Below are 18,842 nucleotides of genomic sequence, written 5' to 3'. Positions count from 1 at the left end.
CTTGGGTGTTGGCTCAATTTAAAAGGTCCCCAGAGGCAGTTGCATACTGCTACTAGGAAGAGTCCCATTTACCGCTTCGCTCAAACCTTGCGGCATGATCTGAAGAAGTCCGTTTTTGGGCTGTTTTCTGGAAAACAGCCCAAAAACGGACTTCTAATTTAAATCTCTAATTCCTTCCGCAGGAAAGGCGCCGTCTTGCTCTTCTTTACCTTAGCCACTTGCTCTGGGGTACCAGCCGCTACAATCTGTCCGCCTTCCTCCCCTGCCCCGGGACCAATGTCCAGGACCCAGTCGCTGGCGGCGGCCACGCGCATGGTATGTTCTACTACTATCACAGTGTTGCCGGCGTCTACCAGTTTCTCCAGTTGGGCCATGAGTTTCTCCACGTCTGAAGGGTGCAGGCCGGTGGTAGGTTCATCCAGAATATACAAGCTGTTGCCGCGGCTCAAACGTTGCAGTTCAGTGGCGAGTTTGATGCGCTGGGCCTCCCCGCCGGAGAGTTCCGTAGCAGGCTGACCCAGACGAAGATAGCCCAGTCCTACTTCACGGAGGACGGTGAGGGCGCGGTGAATGGCAGGCTCCTCGTCAAAGAATTCTTGAGCTGCGTCTACGGTCAGGTTAAGGACCTGGGCAATGTTGAGGTCCCGGTAGGTCACTTCCAGGGTCTGGGCGTTGTAGCGGGCGCCGTGGCAGATCGGGCAGGGCGCGTAGACGCTAGGCAGAAAGAGTAGTTCCACCATCACGAAGCCTTCGCCGGTGCAATTCTCACAGCGGCCTTTGGCCACGTTAAACGAAAACCGGCCCGCGTCATAGCGGCGCTTCTTGGCGAGAGGCGTTTCAGCGAAGAGCTTGCGCACGTGGTCAAACAAGCCAGTGTAGGTGGCCATGTTGGAGCGAGGCGTCCGCCCGATGGCTTTCTGGTCTACGCGCACCAGGCGCTTAATCTGCTCTAGGCCACTCACAATTCGTCCGCCCAGGGTTTGGGGCGCTTTGCTTTCCAGCCCGTCTCCCTCCTCTTCCTCCGCAGTGATTTCCTGCCCCAGATGCTCGGCGACCAATTCTACCAGTACCTGGCTCACCAGACTACTCTTGCCAGATCCCGACACGCCCGTGACAGTGGTAAACACGCCCAGCGGAAACTCAGCCTCCAGGTTGTGTAGGTTGTTGCGGGTGACGCCGCTGAGTTTGAGCCAGCCGGAGGGCGGACGGCGCTCCCGAACACCCACCGGCGCCGAGCCGAACAAGTAGGCGGCGGTTTGGGAATTGTTGACCTTTTGCAGCCCTTGCGGCGGACCACTGTACAAGATTTCGCCGCCTTTCTCACCCGCCGCAGGACCTACGTCTACCAGCCAATCGGCTTTGGAAATCACGTCTAGGTTATGCTCCACCACAAACAGAGAGTTGCCCGCCTTCTTCAGGTTCTCCAGCGCCGTGAGCAACGCCAAAGTATCAGAAGGGTGCAATCCCGCCGAGGGCTCGTCCAGCACATACACCACGCCAAACAGATGCGAATACAGTTGCGTGGCCAGGCGCAGGCGCTGTAACTCACCCGGCGACAAGGTAGGCGTGCTCCGTTCCAAGGACAAGTATCCGAGTCCCAAATCCAACAGCACCTGAATGCGGGCCACCAAATCCTGAGCAATGCGCTGTTTCACAATCACCTGCTCGGGGTGCTCCTCGTCGTGCTGGGTGTGGCTAGAGGTGACGGCGTTTACATACGGTTGCAGAGTCTGGGCGACGCGTTGCAGAGGAAGGCGCGACAATTCAGTGATGTCGTAGCCGGCAAATTTCACGGAAAGCGAATGCGGGTTCAGGCGCTTGCCCTGACAGGTGGGGCAGTCAGTATGGAGCATGAACTGCATCACCCGCTTCTTCATGAGGGGGCTGTTGGTGTTGGCGAAGGTATGGAACACGTGCCGCCGGGCGCTGGTAAAGTTGCCCATGTAGTTGGGTTCCTCTTTGCGCTTGAGCGCACGCTGGGTTTGCTCTGGGGTGTAGCCAGGGTACACAGGCACCACGGGTTGCTCTTCGGTGAAGAGAATCCAGTCGCGTTGTTTCTGGGGCAGCTCGCGCCAGGGGCGGTCTATGTCAATACCCAGGGTGACCAGGATGTCGCGCTGGTTCTGGCCGCCCCAGGCGGTGGGCCAGGCGGCAATGGCCCGCTCCCGGATGGTAAGGCTGGGGTCGGGCACCATACTTTCCTCGGTTACCTCATAGATGCGACCCAGACCGTGGCAGGTGGGGCAGGCGCCTTCGGGGGTGTTGGGTGAAAAGGCCTCGGCGTAGATGATAGATTGGCCTTTGGGGTAGTCACCGGCGCGGCTGTAGAGCATGCGCACCAGATTAGAGAGCGTGGTCACGCTTCCCACGCTGGAACGGGTGGTGGGCGTGCCGCGTTGCTGCTGCAAAGCCACCGCCGGCGGCAGGCCTTCAATGGCATCTACCTCGGGCACGGCCATCTGGTGGAACAGCCGTCGCGCATAGGGGCTTACGCTCTCGAGGTAGCGGCGCTGAGCCTCGGCGTACAGCGTGCCAAACGCCAACGACGACTTACCCGAACCCGACACGCCGGTGAACACCACCAGGGCATCTCGGGGAATGGTGAGGTCTACATTCTTGAGGTTATGCTCCCGGGCGCCGCGAACGGTCACAAAGCCGGTGAATCCCTGGGGAGTGTTTGCGTGTGTATCTTTTGCCATATGCGGTAGAACCAAAGGTCTTTTACCTTACGCAAGCCAGAAAGCGGCTGTTGTACTATAAGGCAAATGACATCGGCTCGCACCAATCGTTTTTGGGATATTTTCTATGAAACAGGCCAATAACGAGAGCCTTTGAGCAAGGTAGTAATCTGCATTTCCTGGTGTCTCATGAGCTTGCCATCAACCGGTCCCTAGGAAAACAAAGGAAAGTATCTATCTTAGAATCAGCGAATCCAACTCCAACAAAAGCCATTATGCTGCAAACCGAAGTTCCTCTTCCGCTGGCCCAAAAAAGCTACACCCGGGTTTCCTCTATTGACATTGTGCGCGGCCTGGCCATTGTGATTATGGCCCTGGACCACGTGCGCGACCTATGGCACACCACCTCCCTGGTGCAGGACCCGCTTTCGTTTGAGACCACCACGCCAGCCCTATTTCTCACCCGCTGGATTACCCATTTTTGCGCGCCTACCTTTGTATTTCTGGCAGGTACTTCGGCGTATTTATCTTATAAAAAACATGGCGATGCAGGCCGGGCGCAGAAGTTTTTGCTAAGCCGGGGCCTCTGGCTCATGGTGTTGGAGGTGACGGTCATTGGCTTCGGGATTTGGTTTGACATTCAGTTCAGGACGGTCATGCTGCAGGTGATTTTTGCCATTGGCGTGGGCTTTGTGGTACTGGCCTTGCTGCTCCGGTTGCCCTCCAGGGTAATAGGCGGAATAGGCGCGGCCATTCTACTGCTGCACAACCTGTTGCCCCAAGTAGGCCCTGCTGAGACCATGGCAGGCAAATTCCTATATTCGCTCCTGTTCCGGCAGGGCTTCTTTCCGTTTGAGGGCGGACCAGCTGTTTTGGTGGCCTATCCCTTGCTGCCTTGGATGAGTCTTCTATTACTGGGCTATAGCTTTGGCGAGGTGGTTCGTAAAGATGCCGTATCTCGCCAGAAAACTTTGTACCTCCTAGGCTTTGCCATGCTGGCCGTATTTATGGTTCTGCGCGTGTTCAACCTGTACGGCGAGCCAAACCCATGGGCGCCGCAAACCTCCACTGCCTTTACCATTCTGTCGTTCTTTAACGTGACCAAGTACCCGCCTTCATTGCAATTTAGTTTGTTCTTTCTGGGCGTGATGGTGGTGTTGCTGGCGCTGCTCAATACTACCAATATTGCCGTGACCCGCTTCTTTGCCACCTACGGCCGCGTGCCCATGTTCTTCTACCTGTTGCACTGGTACCTGATTCATACCTCTATGTTTGTAATGGTGTTGGCGCAGGGCGTGAAATGGGAAGACCTGCCCTTTGGCATGATGAAGTTTGGGCGACCCGAGGAAGGCGTGGGCGTAGAATTGCCTTACGTGTATCTGGTCTGGATGGCCGTGGTGCTGCTCCTGTACCCGGCCTGCCGTTGGTACAGCCGTTACAAAGCGGCCCACCCCGAGAAGAAATGGCTGAGCTATCTATAAATTATGCGGTGCCGTTTTTGGTCTGTTTTCTGTAAAACAGACCAAAAACGCGTTTCTATTAAAAGCCTGAAGGAATCAAAGCAACACCTCACTCCTATTTTAATTAATAGCCTTACAACTTCCTTTTCTCCACTCCTTCCTTCGTAAGCTTCACGGGGTTAATCATCCCTTGCGCGTCAAAGGTCATGGGTTCTATGCAGGTGACGCGGGCGTTGCGGTCTTTCTGGTCCAGGGGGCGGCGGTGGTAGACAATGTACCACTCATCTTTGCCGGGCACTTGGATGACCGAATGGTGCCCGGCGCCGGTAGCAATGCTAGGGTCTTGCTGTAGAATCTTGCCCACCCGCTCAAACGGACCGAAGGGAGAATCTGCCACGGCGTAGGCCACGCTGTAATCGGGTCCGGTCCAGCCGCCTTCTGACCACATAAAGTAGTACTTGCTGTTGCGCATGAACATAATAGGCCCTTCTACATAGTTTTGGGGCGTAATCTCCTTGAAGATGGTGCCGTCTGCCTGCGGTACAAAGCCTGTGAAGTCTGGCTTGAGCTTGGCAATGTTGCAGTGCCGCCAGCCGCCGTAGATAAGGTAATACTGGCCGTCTATGTCCTGAAACACAAACTGGTCTATGGGCTGGGCGCCGTTGTGGAACTTGTCTACCAGCGGCTTGCCCAGGTAGTCTTTGTAAGGACCCTCGGGTTGGTTGGCCACGGCCACGCCAATGCCGCCCAGCTCCTGGTCGCTCTGGATGTCATTCGCCCCGAAGAACAGAAAATACTGCTTCCCTTTCTGCACCACGGCCGGCGCCCATAGGGCCCGCTTCGCCCATTTTATCTGCGCCGTGTCCAGAATGCGGGTGTGCTTCTGCCAGGTGATAAGGTCCTTAGACGAAAAGGCATCAAAGTACACTTGCTGGTTATAGGGCGCCGAAAACGTGGGATACACCCAGTATTGCTTGCCAAAAACGGCTGCCTCTGGGTCTGCGTACCAACCCGGGAAGATGGGATTGCCAGACGTGGCGGCTTTCTGCGCCGAAGCGGAGCCAGCGCCAGAAGTTTGCGTGTCTTTGGCCGGGACGCAGCCCCAGACAACCATTTCCAGGCCCAAGGCCAGCGTGTACCAATGTCTCATGCGGTTTCTAATAAAAGGGAGGCCATTAAGATAGAAATTATTTAGAAATGCAGGATATCTCCCTCGGCCTTCGGTCTCAAAGCCAGCGCTAACCTTGGGGTACTTCCCTATCCCAAAGCCACCCGGTCCAGCCAGTATAAAACCGTTTTCGGGCTGTTTTTCGGGAATTAGACCTAAAACAACAAAACCCTTTCTTTCTCTGCCAGGAGCGCTAACCTCTTGCCCCAGAAAGGTATTACCAGAAGAGGTGCAGAGGTTGTACCTTTACGTTTCTTCTGCTTTTCATTACCATGCAAGCTTCCTCTTCTAAAGCCAGTTATCCCGCACTGTGGCTGGGTGCCCTTGTGATCCTTGTCCTGGGCGTGCATACCTTGATTTGGGGCCGACAAGAATTGTCTGAGATGGAACAAGTACGCGGGCCCATCACGCATATTTTAAAAAAACATCCCGCCTTCCCTTATAAGAATGACCCGAAGGACCGATACCTACACATAGCAGGTTTTGACAAAGCCTTCAACGTGTATTTGGGCGGCGATTCAGATGATTTCCTGCCCGAGTTCCAATCCATTGCAAAATTAAAAGTAGGCGATACCGTTACGGTGTACTACCAGGAGTCACCGGGATTAATGCAGAGTCCGGGAGCCCAAGGAGACGTCATCGCATTTACATATCAGATTGAAAGAGGCGGCCAGATTCACTACCTTAGAGGAGACTCAAACGTCTATTTAGCTTATTTTCTAATCTTTATGGGAGGCTTGATTGCCGCCGTCCTGTTTTATTACACGTACCTATGACCCAGTTAAAGCAACGCGTTTTGTTAACCAAGAAAGAGTTTTACCTGGAAAGAACGGGCGTAAAAGTCATCTCTAAATCTGCGTCAGAGAATCTGGAATATACCGTCAAGTATGAAGAGATAGGCTTTGACCAGGTAAAGAAACAGGAAAAGGGGGCCTTGTTCCCGGCCATCTTTTTCTGGCTGATGGTAGCGCTAGACCTGTTCCTCCTCTATGACACCTACATCAACGAGGAGGGCGTGGCCATGCAAGGTTTCTGGGCCTTTGCAGGGCTGTTCTTCGGGGCAATGGCCGTGATGGCGACCATGCAAATAAACAGGAAGGTAATCTTCCTCACCGGCGGCTCTAAGGTGCTGGAACTCCTGAGCAACAACCCGTCTACCCAGGAAGTGGATGCCTTCATTGAGGCGCTGTATGAACGCATTAAGAACGTGTACAAAAGCAAATACGCCGTCATTGACCCTAACCTGCCAGAAGAGTTAATGATGGAACGGATTAATTGGCTCTTTGAGATGGGTGTCATTACCCAAGAAGAACAGGAGGACTACTACATGCAGATCCAGATTAATAGCCTGCTTTCTTAAGGCCCAACCCGCGTAAAAGCCTTCGTTTTTAGTCTCTTTTCTGTAAAACAGGCCAAAAACGAAGGCTTTTGCTTTTACCACCTCTGCACAAAAGCCATATAGCTGTTTCTACATATACCGGATTGTTGTACCTTCCCTTTTGTAAGTAGAAACATGCGCCCCACTGGGCCACCCCCGCAATCATGAACAAGAACCGGCTAGAAGCATTTAGTGATGGCGTGTTGGCCATCATCATCACCATTATGGTACTGGAGATTAAGGTACCGCACGGCACCGAGTGGCGCGCCCTGGTCCCGCTCCTGCCCGTGTTCCTGAGCTACGTACTCAGCTTCATCTACATTGGCATTTACTGGAACAACCACCACCACATGCTCCACAGCGCCAGCAAGGTGAATGGAAGCATTCTCTGGGCCAACCTGCACCTGCTCTTCTGGCTGTCTTTGATTCCCTTTGCCACCGGCTGGATGGGCGAAAACAGCTTCGCGCCGGCGGCTACGGCCCTGTATGGTGGCATCCTGCTCTTGTGTTCTATTGCCTATTGGGTGCTGGAGCAGACCATCATCCAAAAGAACGGCAAAGACTCCCTCCTCGCCAAAGCCATTGGCCAAGACCTGAAAGGCAAACTCTCCCCGCTCTTATATCTAACCGGCATAGCCCTCTCCTTCTGGAGCCCCTGGGCCGCGAACGGTGTCTATGTGCTGGTGGCGTTTATGTGGTTGATACCGGATAGGAGGATTGAGCGTATTTATGAGGAGGGATAGATAGTAATTTCTAATATTTAACTAATTTGTGATTTTATTTAAGCTATTTATATTTATAAGTTTTATAAAATTCAACAATTTGGTCCTTCAAATAATTGATTCATAGAACTTTATTATAATACATCTGTAAAAAAAGCATCTATAAAAAGAACTTTTAAGTTTTTCATTAATAGAAACTTATATTTAATTCGCAAACCAAAAACCAATCTTTAGTTACTACTCAAAAAAAAATCAAATAGATGATTGTTAATATAGAAAATTTAGGAGCAATTAAGAATGCTTCAATAGACTTAAGTAAAAAACTTACAGTTTTCTGTGGCCCAAATAATTCAGGTAAAACATATGTTGCATTTGTGATATACGCTTTATCGAAATACAATTTAAAATTCTTTAAAAGCGTCTTAGATAAAGACCTTCTAAAAACCATAATAGAAGAAAAAAAATGTTTATACCATTATAATATAAATGAGGTTTGGGATTTCAGGGCATCTGAAATAAATGATATTTCAGATGGAACAGATAACTTATTTGGAATATCTGAGGAAATCGCTAAAAACTTATTTAACGAATTTAACATCTCCATAAAAGAGAATAAGGAAGAATTAAATAATAAATTAGAAGTTATTAGTTTTGAGCAAACTATTAAATTTTCTGACTTATCAGTAAATATCATTAAACATTCTAATCAAAACCATTTAATAATTGAGGTAAATAACAAAACATTATCTAAAGACCATATACAAATTTTAGAATTCTACTTACCGACTAAATTATTATCCCTTCTTGCATTTTACCCTTTTTCTACAAGCTACATATTACCAGTAGAAAGAAATTCAATTTACACTTTTAGCAAAGAACTTTCTATAAGGAAGCAAGACTTTCTTGATAGAGCACAAGACTTAGGTTCGAACAAAAAAAGCGACCCATTTGATTGGCTTTTAAAAAGAACTACAAGATATCCTATGCCTATAAGAGATGGATTGGAAGTAGCAGAGGATTTAGCAAACTACAATAATTTAAAAAGTGACTTTATTGATTTTGCAGAAAACATTGAAAATAATCTACTACAAGGAAAAGTCATTTTATCCAAAGATGGCGAAGTTCAATTTTGTTCAAATAAATCCAAAAGAAAAAAAATCCCAATCCACTTAACAGCTTCAATTGTAAAAACTTTATCTAGTTTAGTATTCTATTTAAAGCATATTGCTAATAAGAATGACCTAATAATAATTGATGAACCAGAACTTAATTTACACCCAAATAACCAAATCGTTCTGACAAGAATCTTTGCACAACTTATAAATAATGGATTTAGACTACTAATTAGCACTCACAGTGATTATATTATAAGGGAATTAAACAATTTGATTATGCTTTCTTCCCCTAAAGAAGGCATTTCTGAACTTGCTAAGAAATTCAATTACAAAGAAACTGAGTGCATAAACAAAGATGAAGTAGGTGCTTATCTTTTTAATTACAAATACAGCAATTCAAAAAACATTACAGTTGAGCAAATAGCCATTAATGAGCAAGGGTTTGATGTCAAAACTATTGATGACACTATTAACTCATTAAATAACATTTCAGAAGATTTATACTATACATTAAAATACGGAGTAGAGGATGAGCAACTTATCATTGATTAGTGAAATATTACATACAGACTTTGTATCTACCAAAACAAGTGCCTTAGAAGAACCAGCCACAAAAATGAATATCCCAATCGACAAAAGAGGGGGCTGCAAAATAATAAATTATAAATTCGATAAAGAACTAAGCAAAGATTACAAAGGCGGACTTTTTCCTTTTTTTGCTAAAACTAAAGGCATTTGCAGTATTTGTGATTATATAATTTTTGCTGAAAAAGACAAAACTTTATATGCTTTAATAATCGAACTAAAAAGAGGCAGAAATACAACAACACCACAATTAAATGCCGCTGAATGCTTTGTTAATTATATCATTAATACAACCAACAGAATACATAAAACTAATTTAAATCCTCTAATAAGGAAAATAAGCATACATGAATACAAATTAAAAAAAAGAAATACTGTTTCTAGAGAAATAAATTACGACTCTAATTATCATCATGATTTTAAACATGACATTTTCTTAGTTTCTTCATTTTTAAAATAATGCATGAATAATTTTAAAATGAAAATACTACTTCAAAAACCATTTAAAAGATTTATAGTATTTTAATGAAATTACATAAAAGAACATTTTGAAAATATATCAAAAATTTTAAAATCACTTCAATCAAATATTAAACCTTTATTTAAAAAATTCCAATTGCTCAATTATGAGTAATTTTGCAAAAGGTACAGCCAACTATTGTGTACTTACCTTTTAACTAAGTTTACTACTTGCCTTTCGACCCATTTACCATAGACCTGCCCGTTCGGGAGATTATCCCTTCCGTGCGGGAACACCTTGCCGCCCAGAACACGCTGATTGTGAACGCGCCTCCGGGGGCGGGCAAGAGTACCCTGTTGCCGCTGGCCCTCTTAGACGAGGCCTGGCTGAAGGGGCAGAAAATCATCATGCTGGAACCCCGTAGGCTGGCGGCCCGCACCATTGCCGAACGGCTGGCGCAACTGCTGGGCCAGGAGGTGGGCCAGACCGTGGGCTACCGCATCCGGTTTGAGAACCGCACCTCAGAGAAGACCCGCCTGGAGGTAGTCACCGAGGGCATTCTCACCCGCATGCTCCACTCAGACAACGCGCTCAACGGCGTGGGGCTGGTCATCTTTGACGAGTTCCATGAGCGGAGCATCCACGCAGACGTGGCCATGGCCCTGGCACGCGAAGCCCAGTCTACTCAGCGCCCAGACCTGCGCATTCTGGTCATGAGCGCCACGCTCAACATGCCCCAGCTCACCCGCCTGCTCAACGCCCCCGCCGTAGAGAGCCAGGGCCGGCAATACCCCATCAACGTGCAGTACGCCGGCGAGACCGATGCCCAACTGCTCCATGAAATGACGGACCGGGCTATCCGGAAAGCCCTGCAAGAACAGCAAGGCGATGTGCTGGTGTTTCTGCCCGGTGAGCAGGACATTAGAAAAGTAGAAGCCCTGCTGAGGAGGGGCCTGCGCGAGGTGGCCATCCACCCGCTGTACGGCATGTTGCCCCCCGGCAAGCAGTACGCCGCCATTATGCCAGACCGCAACGGCAAGCGCAAAGTGGTGCTGGCTACCTCCATTGCCGAGACCAGCCTCACCATTGAAGGCGTAACCGTGGTCATTGACACGGGCTTTGCCAAAACTCAGCGTTTTGACCCCGCCACCGGCCTTAGTAGGCTGGAGACGGTGCGCATCTCCAAAGACGCCGCCGACCAACGCGCCGGTCGGGCCGGACGGTTAGGTCCGGGCACCTGTTACCGCCTCTGGACCGAGGCCCTGCACGAACGCCTGGCCCCGCACCGCACCCCTGAGATTCAGGAAGCCGACCTGGCCCCGCTGGTGCTGGACATGGCCGCCTGGGGCATCTCAGACATCAGGGCGCTCACCTGGCTCACACCGCCGCCCAAAGCCGCCCTGCTCTACGCCCAGGAAACCCTGCACCAGCTCAACGCCCTGGAGAACGGCCGCATCACCGAGCACGGCCGCAAGATGCACGCCCTGCCCACCCATCCGCGCCTGGCGCACATGCTGCTGGCCGCCCAGGAAAGCGACCAACTGGCGTTGGCCACCGACATTGCCGCCCTGCTGGAAGAACGTGACCCCTTGCCCCGCGAAGCCGGCATTGACCTGAACCTGCGCATTGAGGCCCTGCGCCGCACCCGCAAAGAAGGACTGCACCAAAAGCGCTTCTCCAAGATTGACAAGATTGCCGCCAGTTACCGCCGCCTGTTTAACATTGAGCCCGAGAACAGCACGGTAGACCCGTATGAGACCGGTGTGCTGCTGGCCAACTGCTATCCAGAGCGCATCGCCTACGCCAGGCCCGGCAACAACGCCCAGTTCCAGCTGGCCAACGGCAAGTACGCCTCTGCCGGCCACCGCGATGACCTGGCCCATGACCCCTGGCTGGCCATTGCCCACCTGCACGCCGGTGGTGACGGTCCGGGCCGCATTTTCCTGGCCTCGCCACTCAACCCCAAAGACCTGGCCCCACTGGTGAAGCAGAAAGACGTGGTCTCCTGGGACCCCGAGGAAGGTGAACTTACCGCTTCCCGTGACATGCGCATTGGCTCCATCGTGCTCCAAAGCAAACCTCTCCCCGAGCCCGACGAGCGTTTCCTGGTGCAAGCCATCTGCGAAACCATCAAACGCGAAGGCGAGGATTGGCTCAACTTCTCTGACGCCGTGAAGCAGTTCCAGAACCGTGTGCTGTGTCTGCGCAAATGGCACCCCACCGAAGGCTTCCCAGACATCAGCACCCCTACCCTTCTCATGACTTGTAATGAGTGGCTGGCCTACCACCTGGAGGACGTCCAAATTGGCCAGGACCTCCTGGACATTGACCTCTTGCCCCTTTTACAGAACATGTTGAATAAGGAACAACGCGACCGCCTGGAAGAACTGGCTCCGGCTACCATGACTTTGCCAGACGGACACGCCGTGGAACTGTACTACCCAGACAACGCCCTAGCGCCCATCATGGAAATCAGGCTGCAAGACGTGTTTGCCTGGGAGCATAACCCTACCGTAGACGGCGGCGACGTAGGTGTGGCCCTGCACCTGCTCACTCCGGACCTAAAGCCCCTGAAAGTGGTGAACAGCCTGCATTACTTCTGGCAGGAAGAATATAGATTGATGCGTGGTTCTTTGAAGGCAAGGTTTCCGAAGGTGGATTGGAGGTAAGGATTGGATTTGTTAAGGCTTCCGTTTTTGGCTTGTTTTGAGGAAATCAGGCGGAAACGGAAGTCTTATTTTTATATCTAAAACTTAAATTGATAAAGCCTATCAACAAAGGCATCCTATAACCTCAACGTCTTAACTACTTTTCGCTGCAACCCTGTTGTACCACTGCCAAAATCCTATAGTGTGAGGGAATGCTTAGCAAGTGACCGTATGGTCTGTTTCAATATCAAGTAAAACTATGACACTAGGTGGACTTAACTATCAATTTACTACCCAATTTCTAATCCAAAAAACAAAGCCCGTACAGTTCTTCTGTACGGGCTTTGCAACTATTACAAAGAAAGTTTAATGGTTGTCATCCATATACAATTCAATGGCTTTTTCTGTATCTCCCATAAAAACCAATTCTCCTTGCTTCATAAAAGCTGCTCTATTACAGTATTGACGGATAACGTCTACGCTGTGGCTAACCAGAATGACTGTTTTGCCCTCTATCCAAGAACTTTCAAATACTTTAATGGCCTTTTCCTGAAACTTAACATCGCCTACTGCAAAAATCTCATCTAAAAACATGACATCTGCGCCGGCCTTTACAGCAATGGAAAAGGCCAGACGAGCCACCATACCAGACGAGAAAAACTTGATTTTTGTATCTATGAATCCCTCTAACTCGGCAAACTCAATGATCTCATTAAAGATGGCATCTATGTCCTTTATTTTTAATCCAAGCACCGATCCAGATACGTATACATTTTCCCTAGCGGTCAACTCGTGGCTCATTCCCACCCCAAGGTTCATAAGCATGGTAGAGCCATCAATTTTTACATAGCCACTGTCTGAAGGGTAGACGCCTGCCAATATCTTTACAAGTGTTGATTTTCCGCTACCGTTTCTGCCTAATAAACCAATACACTCACCTTTCATTATCTCCAGGGACATGGATTTTAATGCAGGTATGTATTTGGTCCTAGGAGGGTTAAACAAATTGAATAAACGGTGTTTAACTGTGTTATGGCTGTCTTCAGAGATTTGAAACGTCTTGCTAATATTTCTTGCCTTTACAGCTACCTTGCTTTCTACAATAATAGTATTCTTTTCCATCTTATAACTTCTCTGCCGCTCTAGCACCCAATTTGTTTAACAAAATAAGACCTATTAATAAAAACAAAAATCCATAACCAAAATCAAAAAACATCAGGTCAAAGTCTGGAGGAATATTTTGCATCATGACTCTGCGCGCGTTAATGATGATGCCGGCCAAAGGATTGGCGTAGTCAAACGATGGAAGGGCCTTCTTAAAGCTAGAAAGCTTATAGAATATAGGAGATATAAATAAAAGCAACGTGGAAAACACCTGCCAGATTTGAGTTATGTCTTTGGCAATAATATAAATGTTAGAGAGAATCAAGGAGATTCCCAAAGACATGATAAAAAGATTTAGGAAAATAGGAATTATCCAGAAATTATAAACCGATGCTCCCGTGGATTCTGGTTCCAAGAAATTATAAAACAATAGGAACATGACAAAATTGAAGGAAAAGCCTATTACATTGCTCATCAAAGTGGAAATATAGATTTCCAGCTTATTCATATTGCTGTATTCGTACAAATATTTCTTAGTGTTAAGAATCTGAACAGTTCCGCTTGTGCTTTCCAAAAAGAAATTATAAAGAATAAGCCCAATAAAAAGATACGAAGCAAACGCTGGAACGTCTTGCTTCATAATTACCTGGAATACCACATAATAAATGGCAATGTCTAATACAGGTTTTAGCAAGGCCCAAAAAAGTCCTAGTTTATTCTCATAATATCTTAGCTTGAATTCAATTTTAGCCAAAAGCCATAACCTTTCCAGCTTATTTGTACCAGAGTACCAATCACTTAAAGACTTAAAAACTAACATTATCCTATGTTTTTAATTTATTAAATTTGTTAAACCACAATTTTTAGCTCATACTAGAGCCCAGAGAAGGACCAAAACTAGATAATTGAAGCTCGCCAATGGAGATACTTAAGATTACAGGTAAAAGCAAAATATTATAACCCTGCTACAATCCAACAGTATAGTTGTCTTTCACCAATGTCAAACTGCCATCATTTTTCATCTCGAGAAGAAAGTGTACGAAGTTACCATAAGGTATTAAAGTCTTAAAAAATCCCAAAAAATAGGCTTATTCATGAATATGAAAATTAAAGTAAGGTCAACTTCCATTACATCTCTCTAAAAAACAGCCGCTTAAATTTTTACCATTTTCTAGAAATTTGTTTTGCTTATTCATGATATTCTAGTATTCAATCCTATTTTACGACTTTAACTTGCTGTAAAAAGAAAGAACATTTAATTTCTCACTTTAAATACTCTTTAAAAATCTCTTCTACTCTATGATTGAAATTCATTTTGCTATACTGTTTTGAAGCGGCTATGGCATTTACAGACAATTGCTCTCGTAGATCTTCATTTTTTATCAACTCTACCGTATGGCTAATAAGCTCCTGCTCGTTTCTCCATAGCATGCCGTTTTGCCTATGTGAAACTATCTCCTTTTGACCTGCAACACCTATCACAATAGGAACACAACCGGCCGCCATTGCCTCCACCGTAGTAATACCAAAATGTTCAAATCTATCTGGAGCCAGATCCTCGTTTTCATACATACCAGCGGCATGCCAGAAAAACTTGGCAGTAGCATACTTTGCTTTTAGATCAGAAAATGCAATATCTGTACAGATTTCGATAGGATACCCTTGAGCTGATAATTTACACAGCTTCAAATAATCTTGGTGATGATCTTCTGGATGTGTTCCTCCGCATATAACTAGTTTATAATCTCTAAAGTCTGGATGACTAGCATATGCATTTTTAAATGCCTTTATGATCTCTTGTTGTTTCTTGTTATGCCCTCCCACGAAGAATCTACCAACAGCGAGGATAACATTCTTTTTTTCAGAAGAATTAAAGAAATGCTCAACATCCACCGGCGGATATAGCTTTTCCACTTTTATTCCTTTTTCACCATATATTCTTTTAATCCATGAAGAGGTATAATCTGAATTAGATATGTTAAGGTTAGCTTCTAAAAAACCCCTATTCCAATTATACTCCTTTATAACCGTCCATTTAACATAAATTCTAGTTAAGTATTTACCTAGGACTTTACTATTCCAAGCCTTAATTACCCATTTTGTAAAGACATCATGCGTATCAATATATACCAAACGAATGAATAGACCTAAGTTTCTAGAGTCAAAATTATTCTTAAAACTATCGGAGGGCTTAAAAGTATCAAACTTTAAATGGATGCCACAGGAATGCTTTACAGGACTTTCAATTTCTATAATATCCTTGTAAAAGGAGAAGTTCAGCTTATTCCCATGAATTTTTATTGATTTAACTACGTCCCTAACTATCCTACCCTCCAAAGGCTTGAAGAATATTTTTAATTTATTAAATGGCTTAGTGATTAATAAAGTTGAATTGGCTGTACTCCATCTTCCAACTTTATTGCCATTTATCTCCTCATTATAGAATCCTTCAAAAAACCGAACCGTACTATCATATCTATTAAAAAATTCTTCCCCCACCTTATGCACAAGAGTATCATAAGTTGAAGGCTTTCTTGTTAAATTAAATTTAGGAAAGAAAACCAAGGAAATATTAACAGCATTAGGCGCAACAAACGTAGAGAAATAGGTTGCGTTAATAAATATGTCAGGTCTATTGGATTGTATAAACTCCATCACCTGGCTATATATATTTCTCTCTTCACTAAAACTAACAAACTTTACTCTTGATAAATCAAGATTTAATTTTGATGAAATTAGCGTAACATTAGCTTCACCGCTATATAGAATTGTGACATCATGCTTTTTTGAAAGAACTTCCGCAATGCCTCCCGCATGCTTTTCACCTCCCCCGCTGGTAGGCAAATATTTATTAAATAAGAAAATTTTCACTTAGAACTTGGTTGGATTATATCTAATAATTCCTGAAACTGAGTCTTTTAGTACGTTAAAATTCAGCTTTATTCTTGACCTTAGTGCTGGATCAGAAAACTTGATTTTGTATCCAAATTTAACAAAATACCAGGTTTCATTAATACGATCTAAATATGAGGCAACAAAAGCTTTAATACCTATGTTTTTGAAAGCGAAAATTAATTTATTCCTAAAAACGTGATATGTAAAGAAAGGAGACCATTCCACGCTTGTTGCGGAGTGATAATGCCATACTAGAGCTTTTGGATTATATACTATTTTGAAACCATTGTTTCTTATCCTAAAACTCAAATCAGAGTCTTCATAATAACTAAAATATAACTCTTCAAAAAGCCCAACCTTTTCTAAAGCAACTTTAGAAATTAAGCAGGCACCGCCACAAAACATTTTCACTTCTCTTTCAGCGTCAAATTGCCCTTTATCAATTTGCCCAGAACCAATATCATATCCATTAAACTGCTCATCCACGTCTGAACCAGCATTTTGAACCATCATGAAAGAATCTTTCTCAAATACAGTTTCAGGAATGGTAAGCTCATAGAAGATTTTATCCTTCTGCAACTTAAACTCAGGTAGATAGAAGGATCCCACTCTTAGCTTAATAACCTGGTCCTCAACTTCAGAATTACATTTTATATATAATCTAAGCTTGACAGGCAATCTCAAGTCACAGGTAGCCACTGGCAAGCAAACTTGAAATTTGGGTCCAATGCTTCTAAAAGTAAATATTTCATCCTCTTCTTCATTACCAAAACCCTCTAAAAAGAATTTTTTAGGGTACCAGCAATTTTCAAAGCAAGAGTTGTTATAGAATCGTGCTTCTACAATTTGATTGTGCGGTTGATTTTCACTTGTTATATCACCTTGAACAAGTAAAAACCGTTCATAAAAAACAAGCTTAGAAGTAACCACACCAATTTCATCTCTTTCTCTTGCTTTGGATACAAGGTTTAGAAGCCAATCTTTATCTGGCTTGGTATCGTCATTAATTAGGGCATAGAATGAATAATCAAATACTTGTTTTGCCGCTTTAATAGCAGCATTATTGCCACCTGCAAAACCAACATTTTTGGGTAAATTAAGCAAATGGTAATTAAAATTTATGTCAGCAATAAGACCAACATCAAATTCATTTAACTCATAATTATATATATAAACATCAAATAACCTATACGATTGTTTATTTAGACTTTTAAATAACTCTTTAAGAAAATTTGGTGATTTATAAAAACCTGTAATTATCGCTACTCTACTTTCCACTTCTTAACACCAGTAAATGAAAAACCATCATTCCCCAATACACCCATGTACCTGCTATGCACATAAATACTATAAAGATCTAAACCATTGGCCTTGTATCTAGACCACATTTCAGGTAGGCTAAATATTCTAAAAACTAAACATTTTCCAGATTCTGATACAGGATCTTCATGGTACACAGGGGGCTTATAATATAAAATTTCGTTATTCTTTAGCTCAGCATACAGCGAGTCTTCTGATCCATCATGATCAAATGGAACTGTAAATATTACAGCACCGCCTACTTTTAATATTCTTGCAACTTCCTTTTCACCAAGCAATGCATCTGGAACGTGCTCAAAAACATCTGTATGCACTATTAAATCAAAGTACTCTTCTGGAAAATGAGTATTTTGAATGTCTACATGAAGCGTTTCATTAATGATTTCTCCTGAACTAGCTGTAAAACTCAGATACTCTGTTGCATAAAGTTCAATATTATATTTATTACAATAATGCTTAAATATAGAGGCAAAAGGAGAGTGGCTTTCCAAAAGTAAAATACGTTTATCTAGATAATGCTTTTGCAGAAGATATTCCAGACTTGAAGTTTCTTGCTCATTATTTAGCTTAGCCAAAGCTATTACCAATTGCCTAACTCTATTGGTACACCTAGAATTTTTAGAGATAACACTTTCTCTCAGGTTTGGAGAGTTAATTTCAAAAAAAGTATCCTGACCAGTAATATTATCAAATCCATAAAACCGACCTAAAGACATTAGCTTCTCATCTTGCTTAACAGAGCTAAAATCTATAACAGGAATTTCGTTATGAAATTTATATAAAAATTCAATCATACATTATCTTTAATACTATAATTATTTCTTCAAAACAAACTATAAACGAAAATATCAATATTTTCAGACTATTTTTAAGATTTTTTTTGCATTCATAAATACACTAGCATTTTGCTAAAACCTTAGACAAACACCAGCATTATCGTTAAAAAAATATTAAATACATCTTAACATTTTATACACAAGAGACTTTTAATCAAAAATATATTTTCAAATTAAAAAAATATAACCTAAATATTATAATTTATATCTTACAACATATTCAATAAAGTACTCAAATGTTAAACCTTACTTTACACCAATATAATTTTCTTTTATATAAATATTTTGTTCAGATTAGTTTACACAATTAGCACGTATTATTTATTTATTAAATTTTATTAAAATATCTTAAATTATCAACTTTTAATTTGAATGACGACTTTATGCTAACCTAATCAAGTAAAAACCAACTAAGGTGTCATTAATATTAGTAAAATGCAATAGCATTGTGTCACTTTCCAAAGTTACGATTT

At 44.4% G+C, this 18,842-nt stretch carries 14 protein-coding genes; 7 read left to right on the top strand and 7 right to left on the bottom strand.

Features of this window, described 5'->3' with window-relative positions:
• Positions 1-158: 158 nt before the first annotated feature.
• On the bottom strand, positions 159-2,699 hold the full coding sequence (uvrA, locus tag TH61_RS12765; protein ID WP_066509967.1) for an excinuclease ABC subunit UvrA: 2,541 nt from the start codon (positions 2,697-2,699) through the stop codon (positions 159-161).
• Between the two features lie 254 nt (positions 2,700-2,953).
• Here uvrA and TH61_RS12760 point away from each other — a divergent pair, with 254 nt between their 5' ends.
• Positions 2,954-4,159 carry a DUF1624 domain-containing protein gene (locus TH61_RS12760; RefSeq protein WP_066509965.1) on the top strand — a complete coding sequence of 402 codons (1,206 nt, stop codon included), beginning with the start codon at positions 2,954-2,956 and terminating at the stop codon, positions 4,157-4,159.
• A 112-nt stretch (positions 4,160-4,271) separates the two neighbouring features.
• Here TH61_RS12760 and TH61_RS12755 read toward each other — a convergent pair whose 3' ends face one another.
• Entirely contained in the window at positions 4,272-5,252 is a 981-nt protein-coding gene (locus TH61_RS12755; protein WP_066512841.1) for a glycoside hydrolase family 43 protein, read from the bottom strand.
• 326 nt (positions 5,253-5,578) lie between these two features.
• Here TH61_RS12755 and TH61_RS12750 point away from each other — a divergent pair, with 326 nt between their 5' ends.
• From TH61_RS12750 to hrpB, 6 genes are all read left to right on the top strand, one after another.
• Positions 5,579-6,082 (top strand): hypothetical protein, encoded by a 504-nt coding sequence (locus tag TH61_RS12750; protein ID WP_066509963.1) that lies wholly within the window; start codon positions 5,579-5,581, stop codon positions 6,080-6,082.
• Positions 6,079-6,666: a hypothetical protein gene (locus tag TH61_RS12745; protein WP_066509960.1), complete on the top strand. Its 588-nt coding sequence runs from the start codon at positions 6,079-6,081 to the stop codon at positions 6,664-6,666. Before TH61_RS12750 ends, TH61_RS12745 begins: the two co-directional genes overlap by 4 nt.
• A 182-nt stretch (positions 6,667-6,848) precedes the next feature.
• Positions 6,849-7,427, top strand: a complete 579-nt coding sequence (locus tag TH61_RS12740) for a TMEM175 family protein (protein WP_066509958.1) — start codon at positions 6,849-6,851, stop codon at positions 7,425-7,427.
• A 239-nt stretch (positions 7,428-7,666) separates the two neighbouring features.
• Positions 7,667-9,073 carry an AAA family ATPase gene (locus TH61_RS12735; protein WP_066509956.1) on the top strand — a complete coding sequence of 469 codons (1,407 nt, stop codon included), beginning with the start codon at positions 7,667-7,669 and terminating at the stop codon, positions 9,071-9,073.
• Complete coding sequence (locus TH61_RS12730; RefSeq protein ID WP_157600710.1) at positions 9,051-9,566, top strand: hypothetical protein; 516 nt, start codon at positions 9,051-9,053, stop codon at positions 9,564-9,566. Before TH61_RS12735 ends, TH61_RS12730 begins: the two co-directional genes overlap by 23 nt.
• Before the next feature lie 230 nt (positions 9,567-9,796).
• A complete protein-coding gene (gene hrpB, locus TH61_RS12725) occupies positions 9,797-12,235 on the top strand; it encodes an ATP-dependent helicase HrpB (RefSeq protein ID WP_066509949.1) in 2,439 nt (812 codons plus the stop codon).
• A 345-nt stretch (positions 12,236-12,580) separates the two neighbouring features.
• Here the strand turns inward: hrpB and TH61_RS12720 are convergent, their stop codons facing one another.
• From TH61_RS12720 to TH61_RS12700, 5 genes are all read right to left on the bottom strand, one after another.
• Positions 12,581-13,336 (bottom strand): ABC transporter ATP-binding protein, encoded by a 756-nt coding sequence (locus tag TH61_RS12720; protein WP_066509940.1) that lies wholly within the window; start codon positions 13,334-13,336, stop codon positions 12,581-12,583.
• 1 nt (position 13,337) lies between these two features.
• Positions 13,338-14,138, bottom strand: a complete 801-nt coding sequence (locus TH61_RS12715) for an ABC transporter permease (RefSeq protein WP_066509938.1) — start codon at positions 14,136-14,138, stop codon at positions 13,338-13,340.
• A 443-nt stretch (positions 14,139-14,581) separates the two neighbouring features.
• Complete coding sequence (locus TH61_RS12710) at positions 14,582-16,189, bottom strand: glycosyltransferase (protein WP_066509937.1); 1,608 nt, start codon at positions 16,187-16,189, stop codon at positions 14,582-14,584.
• The gene (locus TH61_RS12705; RefSeq protein ID WP_066509935.1) at positions 16,190-17,491 is read right to left on the bottom strand and encodes a glycosyltransferase; all 1,302 of its coding nucleotides are present in this window, start codon (positions 17,489-17,491) and stop codon (positions 16,190-16,192) included. It lies immediately after the preceding gene.
• Entirely contained in the window at positions 17,476-18,327 is an 852-nt protein-coding gene (locus tag TH61_RS12700) for a bifunctional 2-polyprenyl-6-hydroxyphenol methylase/3-demethylubiquinol 3-O-methyltransferase UbiG (RefSeq protein WP_066509927.1), read from the bottom strand. The genes TH61_RS12705 and TH61_RS12700 overlap by 16 nt, the downstream gene beginning before the upstream one ends.
• Between the last annotated feature and the right edge of the window lie 515 nt (positions 18,328-18,842).

It is taken from the genome of Rufibacter sp. DG15C, assembly GCF_001577755.1.
Lineage (GTDB): Bacteria > Bacteroidota > Bacteroidia > Cytophagales > Hymenobacteraceae > Nibribacter.
This window is presented reverse-complemented; position numbering and strand designations above follow the sequence as displayed.

Coding starts and splice junctions, on each gene's coding strand:
- TH61_RS12745 (WP_066509960.1), top strand. CDS start 6,079: ATGACCCAGTTAAAGCAACGCGTTTTGTTAACCAAGAAAGAGTTTTAC.
- TH61_RS12755 (WP_066512841.1), bottom strand. CDS start 5,252: ATGGTTGTCTGGGGCTGCGTCCCGGCCAAAGACACGCAAACTTCTGGC.
- TH61_RS12735 (WP_066509956.1), top strand. CDS start 7,667: ATGATTGTTAATATAGAAAATTTAGGAGCAATTAAGAATGCTTCAATA.
- TH61_RS12715 (WP_066509938.1), bottom strand. CDS start 14,138: ATGTTAGTTTTTAAGTCTTTAAGTGATTGGTACTCTGGTACAAATAAG.
- uvrA (WP_066509967.1), bottom strand. CDS start 2,699: ATGGCAAAAGATACACACGCAAACACTCCCCAGGGATTCACCGGCTTT.
- TH61_RS12740 (WP_066509958.1), top strand. CDS start 6,849: ATGAACAAGAACCGGCTAGAAGCATTTAGTGATGGCGTGTTGGCCATC.
- TH61_RS12750 (WP_066509963.1), top strand. CDS start 5,579: ATGCAAGCTTCCTCTTCTAAAGCCAGTTATCCCGCACTGTGGCTGGGT.
- TH61_RS12700 (WP_066509927.1), bottom strand. CDS start 18,327: ATGATTGAATTTTTATATAAATTTCATAACGAAATTCCTGTTATAGAT.
- TH61_RS12730 (WP_157600710.1), top strand. CDS start 9,051: ATGAGCAACTTATCATTGATTAGTGAAATATTACATACAGACTTTGTA.
- TH61_RS12760 (WP_066509965.1), top strand. CDS start 2,954: ATGCTGCAAACCGAAGTTCCTCTTCCGCTGGCCCAAAAAAGCTACACC.
- TH61_RS12720 (WP_066509940.1), bottom strand. CDS start 13,336: ATGGAAAAGAATACTATTATTGTAGAAAGCAAGGTAGCTGTAAAGGCA.